The organism is Dactylosporangium salmoneum (assembly GCF_039532525.1).
Taxonomy (GTDB): Bacteria; Actinomycetota; Actinomycetes; order Mycobacteriales; family Micromonosporaceae; genus Dactylosporangium; species Dactylosporangium salmoneum.
This window is the reverse complement of record NZ_BAAARV010000016.1, coordinates 258,712-276,231: the sequence shown is the minus strand read 5'-3', so window position 1 is coordinate 276,231 and position 17,520 is coordinate 258,712. Positions and strand designations below refer to the sequence as shown.

Genomic DNA, 17,520 nt, shown 5'->3' with positions numbered 1-17,520 from the left:
GGCTTCCACCTAAAGATCGTTTGGATGTTGATGTTGTTACCGGCCCTCCCGAGAGATCTCGCTTCTCCCGAGGTTGGCCTAGATGCAAGCACGCGGACTCACCGGCCGCGGATGAACCAGGCAGATGATACTCAGGCGCCGCCACGATCGTGGCCCGGCCCCGGCCCGACACGCAGAACTCTCGCGAGTATTACAGCACGGCAAAACACGGCCGGTCATTGGTTCGTCCAACCGGCTTTTAGCAGTTCCGTGGCCGCCTTGGGATGTCCGTCGCGTTGCAGTTCCAATACGACGTCCTTGACCAACTCAGGCCGGGTCGGCAGCAGCCGATGTACCAGCGCACCGCTCGGGTCCGAACGATCCTGCGCGCCCTCCGCGAGGGCCCAGGCGACGGACATCCCGACCCAGGCCTCGTCGTCCGCGGCGTCGGCGTCCAGCCGGGCCAGGAACGCCGCCTCGGCGCCGGTCGCGTCGCCGTTGAGCAGCATCGTGCCTGGTGTCGATGGGTCAGGGCCAGACGGCCCCACCGGCTCGGTCCGGCCATCGAGCCAGCGGTGCAGCTCGCCGAGCAGGCCGGGGGCGTCGGCCGGGGTGGCCACCGCGCCGTCCGCGACGGACCCCCGCTCGGCCACGCTTCCGAGTGGCGTGCCGAAACGCAGGTGGCCGAGTAAACGTTGCGACTCGCGGGGGTCCGCCTGCGCGTTGCGCAGTAGCCAGCGGACCGTTTGCGCGGTTACGAACAAATATGCCCGCGACGCGATGTCCGGCGCGATCTTCTCGCCCTCCCAGTCATCCAGGGTGGACCGCAGTGTCGTCGCGAAATACATACCGGCATCGGTCAATTCACCGCCGCTGATCAGGTTTTCGATGGCGATCCGATTCATCGCCCGCCAGTACGCGAACTGGGCGGCCGCGCGGCGGGGGTCGCCGTCGGGGGCGTGGCGGCGGGTCCGCCAGTAGTCGGTCACCCCGGCGTGGGCGTAGATGCCCTGCAGAAGTGCGCCCGTAGGGCGAGGGTCCAGCCGCCAGGGCGCGTGCAGGCGGGCCTCCCGCCCGTCGGTGTGCAGCTCGCAGAGGTCCAGCAGCGCGCCGAGCTTTGCGTGCATGTACTCGTGGATGAGCAGCAGGGCGAGGTCGGCCGCGGTATCCGGGACGCCGGCGCCGACCGAGCCGCAGGCGTGGCGGGAGGCGGCGCTGACCAGCGCGCCGCCGGCCGGGGTGGCCAGCGGCACCACGCAGCGCAGGCTGTGCCGCAGCGTCTCGGCGTGCCGGGGGTGCTCCTGCTCGATGAGCTGCCAGGCGTCGACGAGCAGCTTCTCCAGGTGGCCGGCCCGGGAGTCGGCGAGGGTCGGCAGGGGGCGCCAGCCGTAGCAGTCGCGGTACGGGTCCTGGTCCTCGATCGCCAGCCGCCAGCCGCCGAGGTCGACCGAGCGCAGCGCCTGCCAGCCGGGGCCGTCGCGGTCGACGACCACGCCGTTCGCGCCCGTGCAGCGAAGGCCGGACGCGGTGGCGGCGAACCGCGCCGGGCCCGGGCCGAGGCCGGTCGCGCGGCCGAGCCCCGGCACGGTCGCCGCGCCGTCCACCGTGGGGACCTCGATGTCGAAGGTCAGGCCGGCCGCCACGGCGGCGGCGACGGCGTAGGCGGCCAGGAACCCGAGGTCGTCGCCCGGGTCCGCCGGCGCCTCGGCCCGTTCGGCGTCGGCCAGGCGGTGCAGGCACAGGGTGGCCCAGGCGTCCAGGTGCGGGTGGGCGAGCACCCCGGCCACCGCGGCCTCGTCGGCGTCCTCGGCCCGCCCGATGAGCGCGACGGCGGGCTGCAGCGCGGCGCCGTGGCGGGTCGGGCGGGCGGCCCGCAGTACCATCGCGATCAATGCCTTGCGCTTGGCGAGCTGGCCGGCGGCGAGCACGGCCATCGCCCCGGCGTCGCCGTAACCGGCGGCGATGCCGGCGAACTGCTCGGCGCTGAGCAGCAGACGTTCGTTACTCACTGAGAGACCACCGCTGGCTGTTCCAGGTCGGCGCGGACCCGCCCGCCGATGTGGTTGATGAGGGCGAGGAGGTCGGCGCAGAAGACCGACGGGTTGTCGAAGCCGGTGCCGGCCGCGTAGCGGTGCGCCCGCAGGCCGCCGCCGCACACCTTGACCACCGGGCAGGCGCGGCAGGCCGCGGACAGCCGGTAGGGCGCGGCCGTGGCGAGGTGGTCGAGCACGTCGTCGAAGCGCTGGCCGGCCACGCCCAGGCCGGTGGCCGGGCCGCCCGCCGTCGTGGTCTTCAGCGCGTCGGACTGCTCGTAGCTGCCGTCGGTTTCCACAGTGATGACCCCGGGCGACTCGCCGCCGATCGACTCGGTGGCGCTGGGCAGGCCGAAGAGGCGGGCCATGATGGACTCGAACAGGCGGATGCGGGTGTTGGTCTCGACCGGGCGGTGCTCGTACCAGCGGTCGAAGACGCGGATGAGCCACTCGGCGTAGGGGATCGGGCGGTCCTGCCCGGCGGCCGGCTCGGCGGCCGGGATGCCCGGCGGCGGGTTGGTCCAGTTGCCGTGGGGCAGGAGCAGGTCGACCTGGGGCGGGCGGAAGGCCAGCAGCCCGTCGAAGACCTCGTCCGGGTCGTTGTCGACGTCGATCGTGCACAGCAGGCCGCCGTAGACCGCGGCGTGCTCGGGGCGCATGAGCAGCGCGATGCCGGCGGCGATGCGGTCGTAGGAGCCGCGGCCGTTGGCGTAGCGGCGGTGGCGGTCGGTGGCCGCCGGGCCGCCGTCGACGCTCACCCCGACGCTGACGCCGTACTTGTGGAAGATCGCCAGGAACCGCTCGTCGATCAGGATCCCGTTGGTCTGCATGGCGAAGCGGGTCGGCGGGAACGCGTCCCGGATCGCCCGCAGGGCCGCCTCGATGCCGTCGTGCCCGGCGAGCAGGGGCTCGCCTCCGTGCAGTACCACCCGGAGATCGCGCAAATCATGATCGCGTGCATGCTCGTCAATGCGCTGTGCGATCCGCTCGAGCGTCGCCGCACTCATCGTCGTCGGCTGGGCCCGCCAGCTTTGATCGACGCTCTCGTATACGTAGCAATAATCGCAGCTCAGATTGCACCTACTGTGAATCTTGAGAACGATTTGGCGCATCGGCGTGCCCACGGGGACCAATCTTGGAGTGTGGGTCAACGAGTGTCTAGCGGATCCCCCAAGTCTAACCCTTCGACCGGGGTGGTCCGGCCTTGTCGGTGGTGCCACGTACTGGTCCCCGTCACTGGATGGCCCGTATTCTTACCCTCCTGCGCAAGGGGATTCCACGGGACCGGGAGGCGGCCTTGCTCGAGGTGCTCGACCTGCCCGGCGACCGGCGCATCGTCTACGAGGACTCGGGCAACCGCGACGGCCGGCCGGTGATCCTGCACCACGGCACCCCGGGCAGCGCCGACGGGCCGAAGCCGCGGCACTCGATCCTGTACCGCCTCGGCGTCCGCCTCATCGCCTACTGCCGGCCCGGCTACGGCGGCTCCAGCCGGATGCGCGGCCGCACGGTCGCCCGGGCCGCCGGCGACGTGGCCGCCCTGGCCGACGCGCTCGGCCTGGAGCACTTCGGGGTGCTGGGCCGCTCGGGTGGTGGCCCGCACGCCCTCGCGACCGCCGCGCTGCTGCCCGGCCGGGTGACCCGGGTGGCCGCCCTGGTGAGCCTGGCCCCGCCGGACGCGATCGGCCTGGACTGGTACGGCGACATGACCAAGGACAACCAGCGCTCCTACCGCGCGGCCTCGCTCGACGAGGAGCTCATCGCCGAGCAGGTGCGGCTGCGGACCAACCGGGTGAACGACGACCCGGCCCACCTGCTGCGCCTGCTGCGCGAGGAGATGCCGCAGGCGGACAAGAACGTGGTCGAGGACGAGACCATCGAGCGGCAGCTGCTGCGCACCTACGCGGTGGCGCTGGGCGACGGGCCGTACGGCTGGATCGACGACCTGCTCGCCCTGCGCGCCGAGTGGGGGTTCCGCTTCGACGACATCCGGGCCCCGGTGCGGCTGTGGCACGGCGCGGACGACCGCTTCGCCCCGGTGAGCCACACCCGGTGGCTGGCCGAGCACGTGCCCAGGGCCCAGCTGGAGGTCGAGCCCGGCGCCGCCCACTTCGCCGCGCTGCGCGTGATGCCCCGGATGATCCGCTGGCTGGCCGAGGCCGGCGAGCCGCCCAGCGCCGCGGCCTGAGATCGGTCAGTAGGGGTCGATCGAGCGCAAGGCATCGATTGTCGGAAATGCGACATCCGGCGGGGCGGTGGCGGCCCGGCGGGTCTCCGGGTGGTCGTCGCCCAGCGCGCGGCGCAGCCGGTCGGCCAGGTCCGACAGGCGCTCGGCGGTGGCGTCCTGCTCGGCCCGGCCGGCGTCCAGGAGGGCCAGGTTCACCGCGGCGGTCAGGGCCAGCGGGTGGTGCGGCGGCAGGGCGGCCGCCAGCTCGGCCACGGACTCGGCGGCCAGCCGCTGGGCCTGCTCCCGCTCGCCGGCGGCCCAGCAGACCAGGGCGAGGTTGGCCTGGGTGATGACGGCGCGCGGGTGGGCCGGCCCGAGCAGGGTGCCGTAGCGCTGCTCCACGCCGGTCAGCTCGGCCCGGGCCCGCTCGACGTGGCCGGTGGCCAGCAGGGTGAGCCCCCAGCTGTGGCGGCACGCCAGGGTGTCGGGGCCGGCGGGGCCGCACAGCCCGGCGAACTGCTCGTAGGCCTGCTCCAGCAGCGGGGCGGCCTCCAGGGGGTGGCCGTCCAGGCGCAGGGAGACGGCCAGGCTGCTGCGCACCGTCAGGGCGGCCCGCGAGCCGGCGCCGAAGACGTCCGCCACGGCCGGCGCCAGCGCGCGCAGCAGCTCGGCCGACTCGCCGTAGCGGCCGGCGTCGCGCAGGTCCCGGCCCAGGTTGGCGGCCGCGCGCAGGACGGCCGGGTGGTGGTCCGGACCCGGGAACGGGCGGAAGCCGCGGACCCGCTCGTCGCAGCGCATGGCCGCGCGGTACTGCCCGGCCGCCCGGTAGGTGGTGGCCAGGCCGTTGAGGGCGTTGAGGGTCTGGGTGTGCTCGGCGCCGACCACCCTGGCCCAGGCGCGGTACGTCGCCCGGGCCGCCTCCAGGGCCTCGGCGTAGCGGCCCAGGGCCCGCAGGTCGGCGGCCTGGCGGTCGCGGGTGGCCAGGGTCGCCGGGTGATGGCGGCCGAGCAGGGCCTCCTGGGCCGCCCGGATCTCCTCGTCCAGGCGCAGGGCGTCGGCATGGCGGCCCTGGTCGCGCAGGATCGCGGCGCGCACCCCGCGCAGCTGCAGCAGCTGGGCGGGCCGGCCGGACGCCCCGCCGGCCGTCCACTCCTGCTCGATCCGGCGGGCCAGCCGCTCGGCCTCGGCGCGGGCGCCCGTGTGGCGCAGGTGGCGGATCCGGTCCACCACCAGGCCGCGGACCGCCTCGTTCGGGCAGGCGGCGGCGCCCGACCCGGCCAGGTGCGGCCAGATCAGCGCGAACTGCGGCCAGGAGCGCGGATCGTCCACGTCGTGCCCCTTGGCCAGGCCGGCCAGCGCGAGGTGGACCTGGTGGCGGGCCTCGTCCAGGTCCTGCGGGGTCATCCGCTCCCGGACCACCCGCTGCAGGAGGGGGTGCATGTGCACCCGGCCGGCCGGCAGGTCGGGGCGCAGCAGGCCGAGCCGGCTGATCTGCTGGACCAGCGTGGCCGGCATCAGGCGGTCGGCCACCGCGGCCTGGTAGGGCTTGAGCACCTCGGCCATCACGTCGCTGTACACCACGTCGGTGGCGGTGTCGGGGGCCAGCACCGAGAACAGCTGGAGCAGCCGGTGTGCGCCGGGGGACTGGGCGCGCAGGCGGGCCAGGGAGCGGTCCCAGACGCGCTCGGCGGTGGGCAGTTCGTGCCGGTCGCCGGCCAGCGCGGCGAGGAAGGCGGGGACGGTGGCGCCGGTGCGCAGCAGGGTCTCGGCCGCCTCGGCGACGGCCACCGGCAGGTCGCCGACGGCCTCCGCGACCGCGTCGGCGTCCGCGGTGCGCAGCGCCGGCACGTGCCCGCGCAGGTACACGATGCTCTCCTCGCGGCCGAAGACGCCGACCGGCGCGGAGTGGAAGCCGCCGCCCCAGGAGAGATTGCGCGAGGTGATGAGGACCTGGCCGGTGCCCTGGGGCAGGAAGTGCCGGACCCGTTCGTAGTCGTCGGCGTCGTCGAGCACGATCAGCCAGCGCCGGTAGGGCTCGCCGCGGCGCAGCGCCCGCAGTACCGCCGGCGGAGCCTCGTCCACGCCGAGGGCCCTTGCCAGGGCGGCCAGCCCGCCCGGGAGGTCGCCGCAGTCGAGCCACCACACCACGTCGTAGGCGGCGCGGAAGCGGTGGGCGTACTCCGCGGCCAGCGCCGACTTGCCCGCCCCGCCCAGGCCGTGCAGCACCACCGGCGAGGTGGCCTGGCGCGGGTCGGCGTGCTCGCCGGGGCGCAGCCGGGCACGCAGCCGGGCCAGGTCGGCGTCCCGCCCGATGAAGCCGGCCGGGCGGGGCGGGGCGTGGAAGCGGGCCGGCTCCAGGCCCGGGTACCGCAGGTTGCCCGGCGGATGCGGCGGCTCGCCGTGGCCGAGCAGCCGCAGCAGCTCCCGGGCCGCGGCCGCCTCCGGCAGCGCGTGCAGGCGGGCCGACGAGCGCTCCGGGTAGGCCGGCACGGCTTTGACGTCGTCGATGTACACGGCCAGCGGCGGGCGCCCGGGCTCCTGGCCGGCCGGGCGGCGCTGCGCCTCGGTGGCGGCCCGGCCGGCGGAGATGACGGTCAGCTCGCGGGCCCCGGAGGCGGCGGCGCGGTCGGAGAGCACGCTCACGCCGGCCGCGGTCAGGGTCGCCGTGATCCACTCGGCCCACACCTGGTCCTCGGCGGCGTTGCGCAGCAGCACCGAGTCCTCGCGGGCGGCGACCAGGCGCAGGTACCGCCCGCCGGCCCGGTAGCGCAGCCCCTCCTCCAGCGGAGCCAGGGTCTTCACGTCGCCGTCGGTGAGGTACCAGGCCAGCCGCTCGTACGCGGCCAGCAGCGAGTCCGGCTGCCCCGGCAGGTCGGTCAGGGTGGCCAGGACCTCCTCGTACGCGTAGGCGGACTGGTAGGGCACCTGCACGTCGCGCCAGTACACCGCCAGCTCGTCCTCGCGCAGCCCCGCGGGCAGGCCGGCCAGGCGCTCGCGGGCCAGGCGGCGGCCGGCGTCGGCCCGGGCGCGGTGGGCCGGGTCGACGCGCATCGGCACCGGCAGCACGCGCGGCGGGTGCGCGGCGGTCGCCGCCACCCGGGCCGCCCGCTCGGCGCCCTCGATGCTCTTGTCGCTCAGCGTGAAGCAGGCCAGTACCACGTCGGGCAGGTGGGCCAGGCAGATCTGGGCCAGGTCGCCCAGGCCCGGCGGGCTGTCCACCAGCGTGTAGTCGTAGCGGGCGGCCATGGCCCGGCGCAGGGCGTCGAGGAGGCCGCCGCCGCCCTCCTCGTAGAACTGGTCCCAGTCGAGCCCGCCGAGGCCGCCGAGGGAGCCCGCGTAGGCCGCGTCCTGCCGCCCGGCCGGCAGGTAGTCGACGGCCCCGCCGCCGAAGTGGTTCCAGAGCACCGGCACCGGCGGGGTCTCGGCGAAGGGGTCGGCGGTGGCCCGCTCGAAGCGGCGCAGCAGGTCGGTGACCCCGCCGGACTCGGCGACCTGGGCGGCGTCGAGGAACGGGTGGAGGTACCGGTGCAGGCCCGGCGACTCCAGGTCGGAGTCGACCACGAGCACCCGGCGGCCGGCCGCGGCGAGAATCCAGGCGAGGTTGGCCGTCGCCATGGTGCGCCCGGTCCCGCCCGCGAACGAGTGGACCGTGACGATGCGACCCTGCCCCTGCTGCGGCACCCATCGATACTCCCCGAATATTGGCGGCCACCAAAGTCGTCCGCGAAAAAATATCTGGACATCGGCACCTGTCAGTAACGCCTCGGTTACCGCACACTGGAAATCCATCTGTTTCACCGTGGGGGCGGGGGTGCGGCGTGGCGGGGCCGGAGCCGATCGGCGGTAGGCCGGGCGTGACGATCCTGCGCTCGATGTTCGGGATCCTCGGCCTCGCGGCGCTGGTGCTCGGCCTGCTCGGCATGCGCCAGCTGGCGGAGTCGTCGAAGACCTGGTTCGACACCTGGTACTACACCCTCCAGCTGTACGTCCTGGGCGCCGACCCGCTGCAGACCGCGCCCGACTGGGTGCCGTGGCAGCTGCAGGCGGCCCGGTTCATGGCGCCCCTGTTCACCCTCGCCACCGTCGTGGAGACCGGCCGCGTGCTGCTGGCCGGGGAGATCCGCCGGCTGCGCTCGCGCACCGCCCGCCGGCACGTCGTCATCTGCGGCGACACCCCGTTCGCGCAGGCGCTGGCCGACCAGCTCTTCGCCACGGGCCAGCGGGTGGTGGTCGTGCGGGCCGTGCCCATCGGCCCCTTCGAGCTGCGCCACCGCCGGATGCTCGGGGTGGCCGGCGACGCCCGCTCGGCCGAGGTGCTGCGGGCCGCCGGCCTGCGCCGGGCCCGGTGCCTGTACATCTGCGGCGACGACGACCAGTTCAACCACGCCGTCTCGGTCACCGCCGGCACCGAGTTGCAGCTGCGCCGCTCCTCGCCGTGGATCTACGTGCAGCTCAACCGCCAGCAGACGTGCCACTCGCTGCAGGCCCGCCGGCTCGGCGCGGCCAGCACCAACCTCTTCCGCCTCGACTACTTCCACGTCGACGACGTCGCCGCGCGCATGCTCTACCGCCGCCATCCCCTGCACCCGCCGGCCGCCGGCGACCCGCCGATGCGGGTGCTCATCAGCGGCGACGACTCGTTCCCGCGGGTGCTGCTGGTGGAGACGGCGCGGTACTGGCGCTCGGTCGGCGGCTCCCCGGACCAGCTGCACATCGACCTCATCGGCCCCGACGCCGTGCGCACGCTGGCCACCCTCCGGGCCCGGTTCCCGTTCCTGGACCGGGTGTGCCGGGTGCACCCCCACGACGAGCGCCTCGACACCTGGCTGCCCCGGGTCACCCGCTCCCGCTACGAGCGCATCTACCTCTGCCACCGCGACGAGCAGGGGATGCTGGACCTGGCGCTGGAGAGCCCGCAGCTGTGGCAGGCGGCGAGCGAGCGCGTCTTCGTCGCCACCTACCAGGCCACGGCGCTGGCCGAGGCGTTCCACGGCGGCGAGCACAACGACCTGCTCGACGAGGTGGGCGGGAAGCTCGTCGTCTACCCCATCATCACCCGGGCCTGCGACGCGCCCCTCATCTCCGACGCCCTCACCGAGCGCCTGGCCAGGAGGTTCCATCAGCGGTACCTCGAGATGGCCCGCGGCGGCCCCAGCCCGACCAGCGCCGTAGCGTGGTCGCAGCTGTCGGAGTCGATGCGCAATGCCAACCGCGCCCAGGTCCAGGGCATCGCCGCCAAGATGCAGGCCCTCGGCTGCGTCATCGCGGTCCGCAACGGCGAGGACGGACTGATCACGGAGGAGGAGCTGGAGCAGTTGGCCGAGCTGGAGCACAGCCGCTGGTGCGCCGAGCGGGAGGGCCAGGGCTGGCGGCACGGCACACCGCGCGACGACCGCCGCCGCCTCCACCCGGACCTCGTCGACTGGCCCGCCCTGGCCGAGCCGGGCCGGGAGAAGGCGCGCGACGCGGTGCGCTACATGTCCGAGATGCTGGCCGACGAGGGCTTTACGATCGTCCGGCTGAACGAACCGATCGGCGCCCGCGCCGTCTAGTCACCTCCGGGGGACCTCATGCGCATCGGCATCACGGGTCACACCAACCTCACCGATACCACCGCCGAGGTCATCTACCGCGCGTTGGTGCAGTACCTGCGGGCGCTGGACGGCGAGGAGATCGTCGGGGTCACCTGCCTGGCCGACGGCGCCGACCAGCTCTTCGCCCGCGCGGTGCGCGAGGTGGGCGGGGCCTACGAGGTCGTGCTGCCCGCCCCGGACTACCGCGAGGTGGTGGCCCTCGACCGCCGCGAGGCCTTCGACGCCCTCCTGGAGGGGGCCCGTGCCGTCCTTCCTACGGGGGAACCGCGGTCGGGCGTGCGCGCGTACGTGGCCGCCAACGGCCTCATGCTGGACCGCATCGACCGCCTGGTCGCGGTGTGGGACGGCGAGGAGCGCGACCACCCGGGCGGCACCGCCGACGTGGTGCAGGACGCCCGCCGCCGAGGCGTCGACACGACGGTCATCTGGCCGGCCGGCGCCCGCCGCAAGTAGCGGCGGCCTCGCCGTTGCCCATCGCGCTGTCGCCGCCCTGGCCGGCGGAGCGGGCCGTCCTGGAGCGGTTGCGGGAAGGGCCTGGCGGGAAGTGCGGCCCCGACGGCCCGCGGAATGCCACCATGCCAGCGGCCTTCGAACGAACCCCGGGGCGCTCGAGGTCTTGCTGCCGCTTGCTGTTGATCCTGTTCCGCACGTACGGATGGTGCTCGGCTGGTATCTGGGCGGGCTGCGCGACCGGGCGGCTGAACCGACACTGCTTGCGTTACTCGAGGTCGGCGCGGAGTCCTCATAGGCCGAAGATCAAGAGCCGAAAACCACAGAAATTTCAAGTTTAGGGGAAAAAACAATGATTTGAGCCGAGTGCGAGGAGTCTACGGACGCGACTTGCCTGTCGCGGTCGGTGGTCACCGCACGCTGTTCTGCGCAAGGTTCAGGGGCTGGCAGGACGGGCCGGCGGGGCCGGCGCTTCCCGCCAGGGTGGTTGCCGGGAGCAGTGGCCCTCGGGCGGTGCGGCTTGACAGCGACCGGTAGCGAGTGGCGCGTTCATCGCACGAGCGCGCCTTCCGGGGCCGCGTATCGCAGAGCGTAACGGCCTTTCGGGCCACCGCGCATGGCCGGCGGCAGATCCGTGCACTCGTGGACAGCGTTTCGTACCAGCGTGACAAGACAACGCTGGTGGTGGGAGCTTTGGCGCGTGATGGAATGCCGAGCGGCTGCGCCGAGCGCGCGGCGACCAGCAGGACGGCTCGGGGCGTGAACCGGGGCCGCCCTCGCCGCCTGAGCAGGTCCGGCCTCCCGCGTGCGACAGCGCGGTGTATGACGGTGACCCCTTGCCGCGCGAGGCGAATGGCGCCACGCAGATCGGCCCGGTCCCGAGGCGTCGCGACACACCAGCGCTATTACTGCGCAGGCCCGTCGGTGCGGCAGCACGCGCGACGGTGGCCAGCAATATGCGGCCACCGACGCATTGCAGTCGTCGCTCGACAATGCCACGCACACCGAGACGTCATTTCCTCCAAGGTCCTCGAAGGGTGCCATCAGACAACTGCTATCCCATTGAGGCATGGCCTTGACGGTGGGCATCGCCTTCGCCGTTGTCGCGGCGTGGCTACAGTACGACGGTGATCGACGCCCCCGCGCCCTCGCCTCGCATCCGCCAGGGCAAAGCCGCGCTCGTGCTCGCGAGCGTGAGCCTTGTGATCTCATTGGTCTCTTGTGGCCTGGCGGGTCTCGTCGCGGGTACTGCGGGCATCGACCTGCTGCCGGTGCAGTCCAAGCCGGCGGAGGCGAGCGCGTCCCAGGTGGAGGCGGTGGCGCATGTGACCCTTCCTCCCGGGACGGTGTTTCTCGCCGCCGCCTACAGCAATGGTCTGGAAACCCGTCTCTCGGCGAAGTTCCGCATCCCTCGCACCGGGCTTGATGCGTTCGTCGCCGCCGGGAAGTTCACCGCCCCACTGACACCGGGGCTTCGGGCTGTCACGGCGAAGCACAACGTTGGCGGGGGCAACCTCTGGGATCCCGACACCGCTGTATCTGTTTCCGGCATCGAGGAGCAGCAACCGACGACTGACGGCACGTACCGATCGGTGCTGTTCAACCTCGATGCACCGGACGCCCTCACCGTTTACCTCTACGCTGGCCGCAGCTGACGGACAGCAGAACGTATGTGACACGCCGCAACCGTTGCGGTGCAAGGAAAAGACGCGGGGTAGGGCACACCACCGCGGTACGGACCCGCTGGGACACCGTCACCGTCGCGTTCAATCGGCGAACGCGGCAACGCGTTGCTGAAGATGACGTTCAAGGGTACCGCGCAACGTCAGCGTCGACCCCTGGTGCAACGGCGGCCTATCTTCGCCGCAGCGCTCGTTCAAGCGGTTGCGGGCCGGAGCGTCATGCACCATCGTCGTGCGGACGAGCTGACACGAGGTTGTACGGCGGCCTTCACCGCCGGTACGGCTGGGCGACCTTGGCGAGTTTCCTGGCTGCCTAGGATGGGCGGATGGCCGTGCCGCAGCGCATCCCGATCGCTCATGAACCGGGCTACCGTACCGACGCCATCGGGCGGTTCGCGGGCGGCCAGTTCTACGCCGCAGCGCACGGCGCCAGGCGTGACGTCGAGGGTGACCCGGCCGAGGAGTTCGGCTGGTACGCCTACCTGCATCGGTTCGATGAAGACGGCCGGCACGAGGCATCCACGATCCGCCGGATAGGCCTCAGTCGCTATCTCACCGATCCCGACGCGCCGGACAGGATCCTCGCCGCGCTCCTCGGCGAGCTGAGCCGGCCGCGGTTCGGTGACATCGCCATCCGGCCGTTTCAGTTCACCTACGACGGCGTCGTGTTCGGTCTGGTCGACGAGTCGGAGCCCGATCGCGGCGACTGGGCCGAGCTCTACCCCGACGGGCTCGGGTTCGCCCCGCCGTGGGACGGCACCTACAGCACCTGATCGATGCGGACGGGGCGCACCAGCCGGATGGTCACGGCGTGCAGTGCGTAGAGCGTGTAGCCGACCAGCAGCGGGGCGGTCAGGGGGATGAGGGCCGCGAGCGCGGCGGCGACGGCCGGCACCCCGGCCACCGCCGCCGCCGCGCCCGGGTGGCGCCATGCTGTCCGGGCGGCCCAGGCGAGCGCGTGCGGCCAGGCGCCTCGGGAGGTGTCCCGGCCCAGGTGTACGACGCCCAGCCCGCCGACCGCGAGCAGCACGGCGGCCGCGGCGGCCGTGGCGGCCAGCGCGGGTGCCCCGCCCGGGACCCGGCCGGCGGCCACGGCGCCGATGTCGGAGGCCAGCAGTAGACCGACGGCAGCGGCCGCGGCCGTGGCGAGGGCGCCGGGCAGCAGGGAGGCCCGGAAGAGCCGCCACAGCGCGCGGGCGTCCACGCCCTCGCCGGCGGTGATCGCGCGGATCGCCGCCGAGCCGGTGCGCAGGGCGGCGCCGGCGGTGACGAGCGGTACCGATGCGGCGGTCACGACGATGCCGACGAGGGCCACGTCCGCGGCGACCGAGATCGTGTCGCGCCAGTCGCGTCGCACGGGTTTACCCCTTCAGTCCGGAGGTGTTGATGCCCTCGACGAGCATGCGCTGGAAGGCCAGGAAGAACAGGAACACCGGCACGAGCGAGAGCACCGACATGGCGAACATCGGGCCCACCGAGACCTGGCCCTGCGAGTCGATGAACGTGCGAAGCGCCACCGGCACCGTGTTCTTCGTGGTCTCCGAGACGTACACCAGCTGGCGGAAGAAGTCGTTCCAGGTCCAGATGAACGAGAAGATCGCGGTGGTCACCAGCGCCGGGCGGCTCAGCGGCAGGATCACGCTGCGGAAGACGCCGGCGGGGGAGCAGCCGTCGATCTTCGCGGCCTCGTCCAGCTCGCGCGGGATGCCGCGCATGAACTGGACCATGAGGAAGACGAAGAACGCCTCGGTGGCCAGGAAGTGCGGCACGATCAGCGGCAGGTACGGGAAGTCCCCGCCGACCAGGCCGAGCTGCCTGAACAGGATGAACTGCGGGACGATGAGCACGTGGCCGGGCAGCAGCAGGGTGCCGATCATCATCGCGAACCACGCCTTGCGGCCGCGGAAGCGCAGCCTCGCGAAGGCGTAGGCGGCGAGCAGGCAGGACAGGGCGTTGCCGATCACGACGAGGCCGGCCACCAGCGCGCTGTTGAGGAAGAAGCGGCCGAAGGTGACGTTGACGCTCTTGAAGTGGGTCCAGCCGGCGGGGTAGTTGCCCGGGGTCCAGTGCTCGGGCCAGATGGAGACGTTGCTGAGCACCTCCTGCTGGCCCTTGAACGAGCTGCCGAGCATCCAGGCGAGCGGGTACAGGATGATGGCCAGCACCGCCACGATGGCGGCGAGCCGCAGCCATTTCATTGCTCCTCCCGGTCCGAGTAGTGCACCCAGAAGCGGCCGGTGCTGAAGAGTGCGACGGTCAGCAGGCCGATGGCGGCGAGGAAGACCCAGGCCAGCGCCGAGGCGTAGCCCATCTCGTAGTCGGTGAAGCCCTTGATGTACAGGTACAGCGTGTACATCAGGGTCGAGTCGACCGGCCCGCCGGTGCCGCCGGAGATGACGAACGCCGACGTGAAGCCCTGGAAGCCGTGGATGGTCTCCAGCACCAGGTTGAAGAAGATGACCGGCGACATCATCGGCATCGTCACCGACCAGAACTTGCGCCAGGCGCCCGCCCCGTCGACCGCGGCGGCCTCGTAGAGCTCGACCGGCACCTGCTTGAGGCCGGCCAGGAAGATGACCATCGGCGCGCCGAACTGCCACACGGCCAGCAGGATCAGCGTGCCGAGGGCGAAGTCGGGGTCGTTGACCCAGCCTTCGCCGTGGATGCCGAACACGGCCAGCAGGCGGTTGAACGAGCCGTCGCGGTTGAACATCGAGTACCACACGTAGCCCAGCGCCACGCTGCCGCCGAGCAGCGAGGGCAGGTAGAACAGGCCGCGGAAGAAGCCGACGCCGCGCACCTCGCGGTTGAGCAGCAGGGCCACCCCGAACGCGGCGGCCAGCTTCAGCGGCACCGCGACGACGCCGAAGAGCACCGTCACCTTGACCGCGTGCCAGAAGGCGGGGTCCTCGGTGAACATGCGCCGGTAGTTGTCGAGGCCGATGAAGTGCAGCTGCGACCAGTCGGACAGGATGTCGTAGTCGGTGAAGCTCAGCAGCAGCGAGCCCAGCATGGGCAGGGCGGTGAACGCCCCGAAGCCGAGCAGCCAGGGGGAGAGGAACAGGTAGCCGGCGCGGCCCTCGCGGCGGGCCCTCCGCCCGGTCCCGGCGGGGAACCGGGCGGAGTGCCTCATCGGCCGTGCCGTGGTGGTGACAGCCACTGGAAGGGTCCCTACTTGGAGATGGCCGTCTTCACGGCGGCGATGAAGGCCTCGGCCGCCTGAGCGGAGCTCGCCTTGCCGGCCTGGACCGACTCGGCGGCCTTGGTGAGCTCCGAGCGCAGCGTGCTGTGGCCCTTGAGCGGCACCTGGGGCGACGGGCCGAAGGTCTTGCCCAGCTCGTTCTCCACGTCGATGGAGGTCTTCATCGCCTTGTCGGTGACCGCGCCCTCGACCGTGGCGCGCACGTCGAGGTTGGAGGGCAGGCCGCGGTCGGTGCCGAGGACCTTGCCGGCCTCGGGGTCGTTGGCGAGGAAGTTGATGACGTCGACGGCCACGTCCTTCTTGTCGCTGCCGCGGTACACCGAGAAGTACATCGACGCGCGCGCCCACTGGGCCTTCGGGTCGCCGGGGTAGGCGACGACGCCGAGCTCGTCCTTGGTGTTCTTCTGCAGCTCCGGCAGCTGGTTGACCCACACCCACGAGGTGAGCGCCTTGCCGGTCACGACCAGCTGCTTGGTGACGTCGGTGGCGTTGCCCTCGCGGATCACGTCCGGCGGCGGGGTCGCGCCCTTGTCCCGGGCGCCCTTCCACAGGTCGAGCCAGGCCGTCACGTCCTGCGCGGTGAAGCCGAGCTCCTTGGCCTTGTACAGGTCCTTGCCCTGCTGGCGCAGCCACACCCAGAAGGCCTTGTAGTCGGCGCTGGGGTCCTGCGTGCCGGCGACCTTGGTGGCCGCCCCGGCGGCCTGGGCCCAGGAGATGAACTGGTCCCAGCTCATGCCGGTGGTCGGCAGCGGCTGACCGGCCGTCGTGAGCTTGGTCTTGTTGTACACCAGCCCCTGCGTGTTCTCGCCGAAGGCGACGCCCGCGAGCTTGCCGTCCACCACCCCGTATTTCCACAGGCTCTCGGGAAAGCGAGCGGTGTCGAGCTTGCCGGACTTCTGGTACGGCAGCAGGTCGAGCGTGACGTTGCGGGCCGCGTACTCGGTCAGGGCGTTGTCGTCGATCTGGAAGATGTCGGGGGCCGCGTTGCCGGCCGTCATGGTGGCGAGCTTGTCGTAGTACCCCTGGTTGGCCTGCCACGTCGTCTTGAACGTGACGTTGGGGTGCTTGGCGGTGTAGAGCTTCAGCGCGTCCTCGGTGAGCTTGGCCCGGGCGTCGCCGCCCCACCAGAAGAAGGTCAGCTCGACCGGCTTGCCGGAGTCCGCCGAGGCGCCGGTGTTGTCACCGCAGGCGGCGAGAGGGAGCAAGAGCAAGGCCGCGGCGAGCAGCCGGCGGCGGGGGATTGCGGACATGGGAGTCACTCCTAGGCATCGGCCGCGACCGAAGGGGGTGTCACCGGAGCGGGGCCGGTCGAGTCGCGGATCACCAGTTGGGTCTGGAGCGTGACGAGCGCGGTGGCGCGGTGTTCCTGGTCGTCTTGCAGGAGCATGTCCACGGCTGCCCGGCCGGCGGCCGCGGCCGGGGTCGCCACGGTCGTCAGCTTGGGATGCACGAGCCGGCTGAGCATGATGTCGTCGATGCCGACGACGCTGAGCTGCTCCGGCACGCGCACGCCGCGCTCGTGCAGGGCCTCGAGCAGGCCGATCGCCATGAGGTCGTTGTAGGCCAGCACGGCGCTGGCCCCGGTGGCGAGCACCGCGTCGCAGGCGGCCTGTCCGGCCGCCTCGGTCGGCTGGTGTGGCCCGAGCGCGGTGAGCGTGGCGCCCGCCGCCCTGGCCGCGGCGGTGGCGGAGCGGCGGATCTCCCGGTTGGTCCACGAGCCCCGCGGCCCGCCCAGCAGGGTGATGTCGCGGTGCCCGAGGCCGACCAGATGTTCGATCGCGGCCCGGGCGCCGCCGGCGATGTCCATGACGACCGCGGGCAGTCCTTCGACGGGCCGGTTGACCACGACGAGCGGCACGTCCTTGCGGAGCTTCTCGATGAGGTCGTTGCTCATGCGCGGGCTGCACAGCAGCACGCCGTCGACCTGCTTGGCGAGGGCGTGGACGAGCTGCTCCTCGACCACGGGGTCCTCGTTGGTGTCGGCGACGAAGAGGTGGTAGTCGCGCTGCCGGGACTGGGACTCCGCCGCCTTGATCAGCGGCGGGAAGAACGGGTTGGCGATGTCCGCCACGATCAGGCCGATGTTGTGCGTGCGGCCGGTGATCAGCGCGCGGGCCGCCCGGTTGGGCCGGTAGCCGAGGCTCTCCGCGGTGGACAGCACCCGGCTGCGGGTGTCGGGGTTGACCAGGTGCGGCGCCGAGAACGTGCGGGACACGGTGGAGACATGGACGCCGGAGGCGCGGGCGACATCTCGGATCGTGGCAGGCACTGGAGGTCCTCTCGAACGGCCGGGTGGTGCCAATTATGCAAACGTTTGTGGCCATGTCAACGGTCCTCAATGGATTCTGCAGGCAGTATTGACCGGACCAGCGGGTCCTGCGCATAGTTTTCTGCAAACCTTTGCAGTGAGGAG

At 72.4% G+C, this 17,520-nt stretch carries 13 protein-coding genes; 5 read left to right on the top strand and 8 right to left on the bottom strand.

Going from position 1 to position 17,520, the window contains the following annotated elements; translation table 11 throughout:
• Nucleotides 1-215: 215 nt before the first annotated feature.
• Both ABD352_RS08905 and ABD352_RS08900 read right to left on the bottom strand, forming a co-directional pair.
• Nucleotides 216-1,988 carry an aKG-HExxH-type peptide beta-hydroxylase gene (locus ABD352_RS08905; RefSeq protein WP_344611762.1) on the bottom strand — a complete coding sequence of 591 codons (1,773 nt, stop codon included), beginning with the start codon at nucleotides 1,986-1,988 and terminating at the stop codon, nucleotides 216-218.
• The gene (locus ABD352_RS08900) at nucleotides 1,985-3,124 is read right to left on the bottom strand and encodes an FxsB family cyclophane-forming radical SAM/SPASM peptide maturase (protein ID WP_344611883.1); all 1,140 of its coding nucleotides are present in this window, start codon (nucleotides 3,122-3,124) and stop codon (nucleotides 1,985-1,987) included. Before ABD352_RS08900 ends, ABD352_RS08905 begins: the two co-directional genes overlap by 4 nt.
• Before the next feature lie 128 nt (nucleotides 3,125-3,252).
• Between ABD352_RS08900 and ABD352_RS08895 the strand changes: the two genes are divergently transcribed.
• Nucleotides 3,253-4,200 (top strand): alpha/beta fold hydrolase, encoded by a 948-nt coding sequence (locus ABD352_RS08895; protein ID WP_344611761.1) that lies wholly within the window; start codon nucleotides 3,253-3,255, stop codon nucleotides 4,198-4,200.
• A gap of 6 nt (nucleotides 4,201-4,206) precedes the next feature.
• Here the strand turns inward: ABD352_RS08895 and fxsT are convergent, their stop codons facing one another.
• On the bottom strand, nucleotides 4,207-7,860 hold the full coding sequence (gene fxsT, locus ABD352_RS08890; RefSeq protein ID WP_344611760.1) for an FxSxx-COOH system tetratricopeptide repeat protein: 3,654 nt from the start codon (nucleotides 7,858-7,860) through the stop codon (nucleotides 4,207-4,209).
• 173 nt (nucleotides 7,861-8,033) lie between these two features.
• Here fxsT and ABD352_RS08885 point away from each other — a divergent pair, with 173 nt between their 5' ends.
• The 4 genes from ABD352_RS08885 to ABD352_RS08870 all read left to right on the top strand — a co-directional run bounded on the left by ABD352_RS08885 (nucleotide 8,034) and on the right by ABD352_RS08870 (nucleotide 12,678).
• Nucleotides 8,034-9,731: a RyR domain-containing protein gene (locus ABD352_RS08885; protein ID WP_344611759.1), complete on the top strand. Its 1,698-nt coding sequence runs from the start codon at nucleotides 8,034-8,036 to the stop codon at nucleotides 9,729-9,731.
• Nucleotides 9,732-9,749: 18 nt separating this feature from the next.
• On the top strand, nucleotides 9,750-10,226 hold the full coding sequence (locus ABD352_RS08880) for a hypothetical protein (RefSeq protein WP_344611758.1): 477 nt from the start codon (nucleotides 9,750-9,752) through the stop codon (nucleotides 10,224-10,226).
• 1,124 nt (nucleotides 10,227-11,350) lie between these two features.
• Nucleotides 11,351-11,878 carry a hypothetical protein gene (locus tag ABD352_RS08875; protein WP_344611757.1) on the top strand — a complete coding sequence of 176 codons (528 nt, stop codon included), beginning with the start codon at nucleotides 11,351-11,353 and terminating at the stop codon, nucleotides 11,876-11,878.
• Between the two features lie 353 nt (nucleotides 11,879-12,231).
• On the top strand, nucleotides 12,232-12,678 hold the full coding sequence (locus tag ABD352_RS08870; protein WP_344611756.1) for a hypothetical protein: 447 nt from the start codon (nucleotides 12,232-12,234) through the stop codon (nucleotides 12,676-12,678).
• Here ABD352_RS08870 and ABD352_RS08865 read toward each other — a convergent pair.
• The 5 genes from ABD352_RS08865 to ABD352_RS08845 are packed head-to-tail and all read right to left on the bottom strand — an operon-like array spanning nucleotide 12,666 to nucleotide 17,376.
• Nucleotides 12,666-13,262 carry a hypothetical protein gene (locus ABD352_RS08865; protein WP_344611755.1) on the bottom strand — a complete coding sequence of 199 codons (597 nt, stop codon included), beginning with the start codon at nucleotides 13,260-13,262 and terminating at the stop codon, nucleotides 12,666-12,668. The genes ABD352_RS08870 and ABD352_RS08865 overlap by 13 nt on opposite strands.
• A gap of 4 nt (nucleotides 13,263-13,266) precedes the next feature.
• Nucleotides 13,267-14,103 carry a carbohydrate ABC transporter permease gene (locus tag ABD352_RS08860; protein ID WP_344611754.1) on the bottom strand — a complete coding sequence of 279 codons (837 nt, stop codon included), beginning with the start codon at nucleotides 14,101-14,103 and terminating at the stop codon, nucleotides 13,267-13,269.
• On the bottom strand, nucleotides 14,100-15,038 hold the full coding sequence (locus tag ABD352_RS08855; RefSeq protein ID WP_344611753.1) for a carbohydrate ABC transporter permease: 939 nt from the start codon (nucleotides 15,036-15,038) through the stop codon (nucleotides 14,100-14,102). The genes ABD352_RS08860 and ABD352_RS08855 overlap by 4 nt, the downstream gene beginning before the upstream one ends.
• A 38-nt stretch (nucleotides 15,039-15,076) precedes the next feature.
• Entirely contained in the window at nucleotides 15,077-16,357 is a 1,281-nt protein-coding gene (locus tag ABD352_RS08850; RefSeq protein WP_344611752.1) for an ABC transporter substrate-binding protein, read from the bottom strand.
• 11 nt (nucleotides 16,358-16,368) lie between these two features.
• Nucleotides 16,369-17,376 (bottom strand): LacI family DNA-binding transcriptional regulator, encoded by a 1,008-nt coding sequence (locus ABD352_RS08845; RefSeq protein WP_344611751.1) that lies wholly within the window; start codon nucleotides 17,374-17,376, stop codon nucleotides 16,369-16,371.
• Nucleotides 17,377-17,520: the final 144 nt, after the last annotated feature.

Bases quoted from the DNA above. Each gene is read 5' to 3' on its own strand.
- ABD352_RS08900 (WP_344611883.1), bottom strand. From the start codon at position 3,124: ATGCGCCAAATCGTTCTCAAGATTCACAGTAGGTGCAATCTGAGCTGC.
- ABD352_RS08895 (WP_344611761.1), top strand. From the start codon at position 3,253: ATGGCCCGTATTCTTACCCTCCTGCGCAAGGGGATTCCACGGGACCGG.
- ABD352_RS08880 (WP_344611758.1), top strand. From the start codon at position 9,750: ATGCGCATCGGCATCACGGGTCACACCAACCTCACCGATACCACCGCC.
- ABD352_RS08870 (WP_344611756.1), top strand. From the start codon at position 12,232: ATGGCCGTGCCGCAGCGCATCCCGATCGCTCATGAACCGGGCTACCGT.
- ABD352_RS08860 (WP_344611754.1), bottom strand. From the start codon at position 14,103: ATGAAATGGCTGCGGCTCGCCGCCATCGTGGCGGTGCTGGCCATCATC.
- ABD352_RS08855 (WP_344611753.1), bottom strand. From the start codon at position 15,038: ATGAGGCACTCCGCCCGGTTCCCCGCCGGGACCGGGCGGAGGGCCCGC.
- ABD352_RS08850 (WP_344611752.1), bottom strand. From the start codon at position 16,357: ATGTCCGCAATCCCCCGCCGCCGGCTGCTCGCCGCGGCCTTGCTCTTG.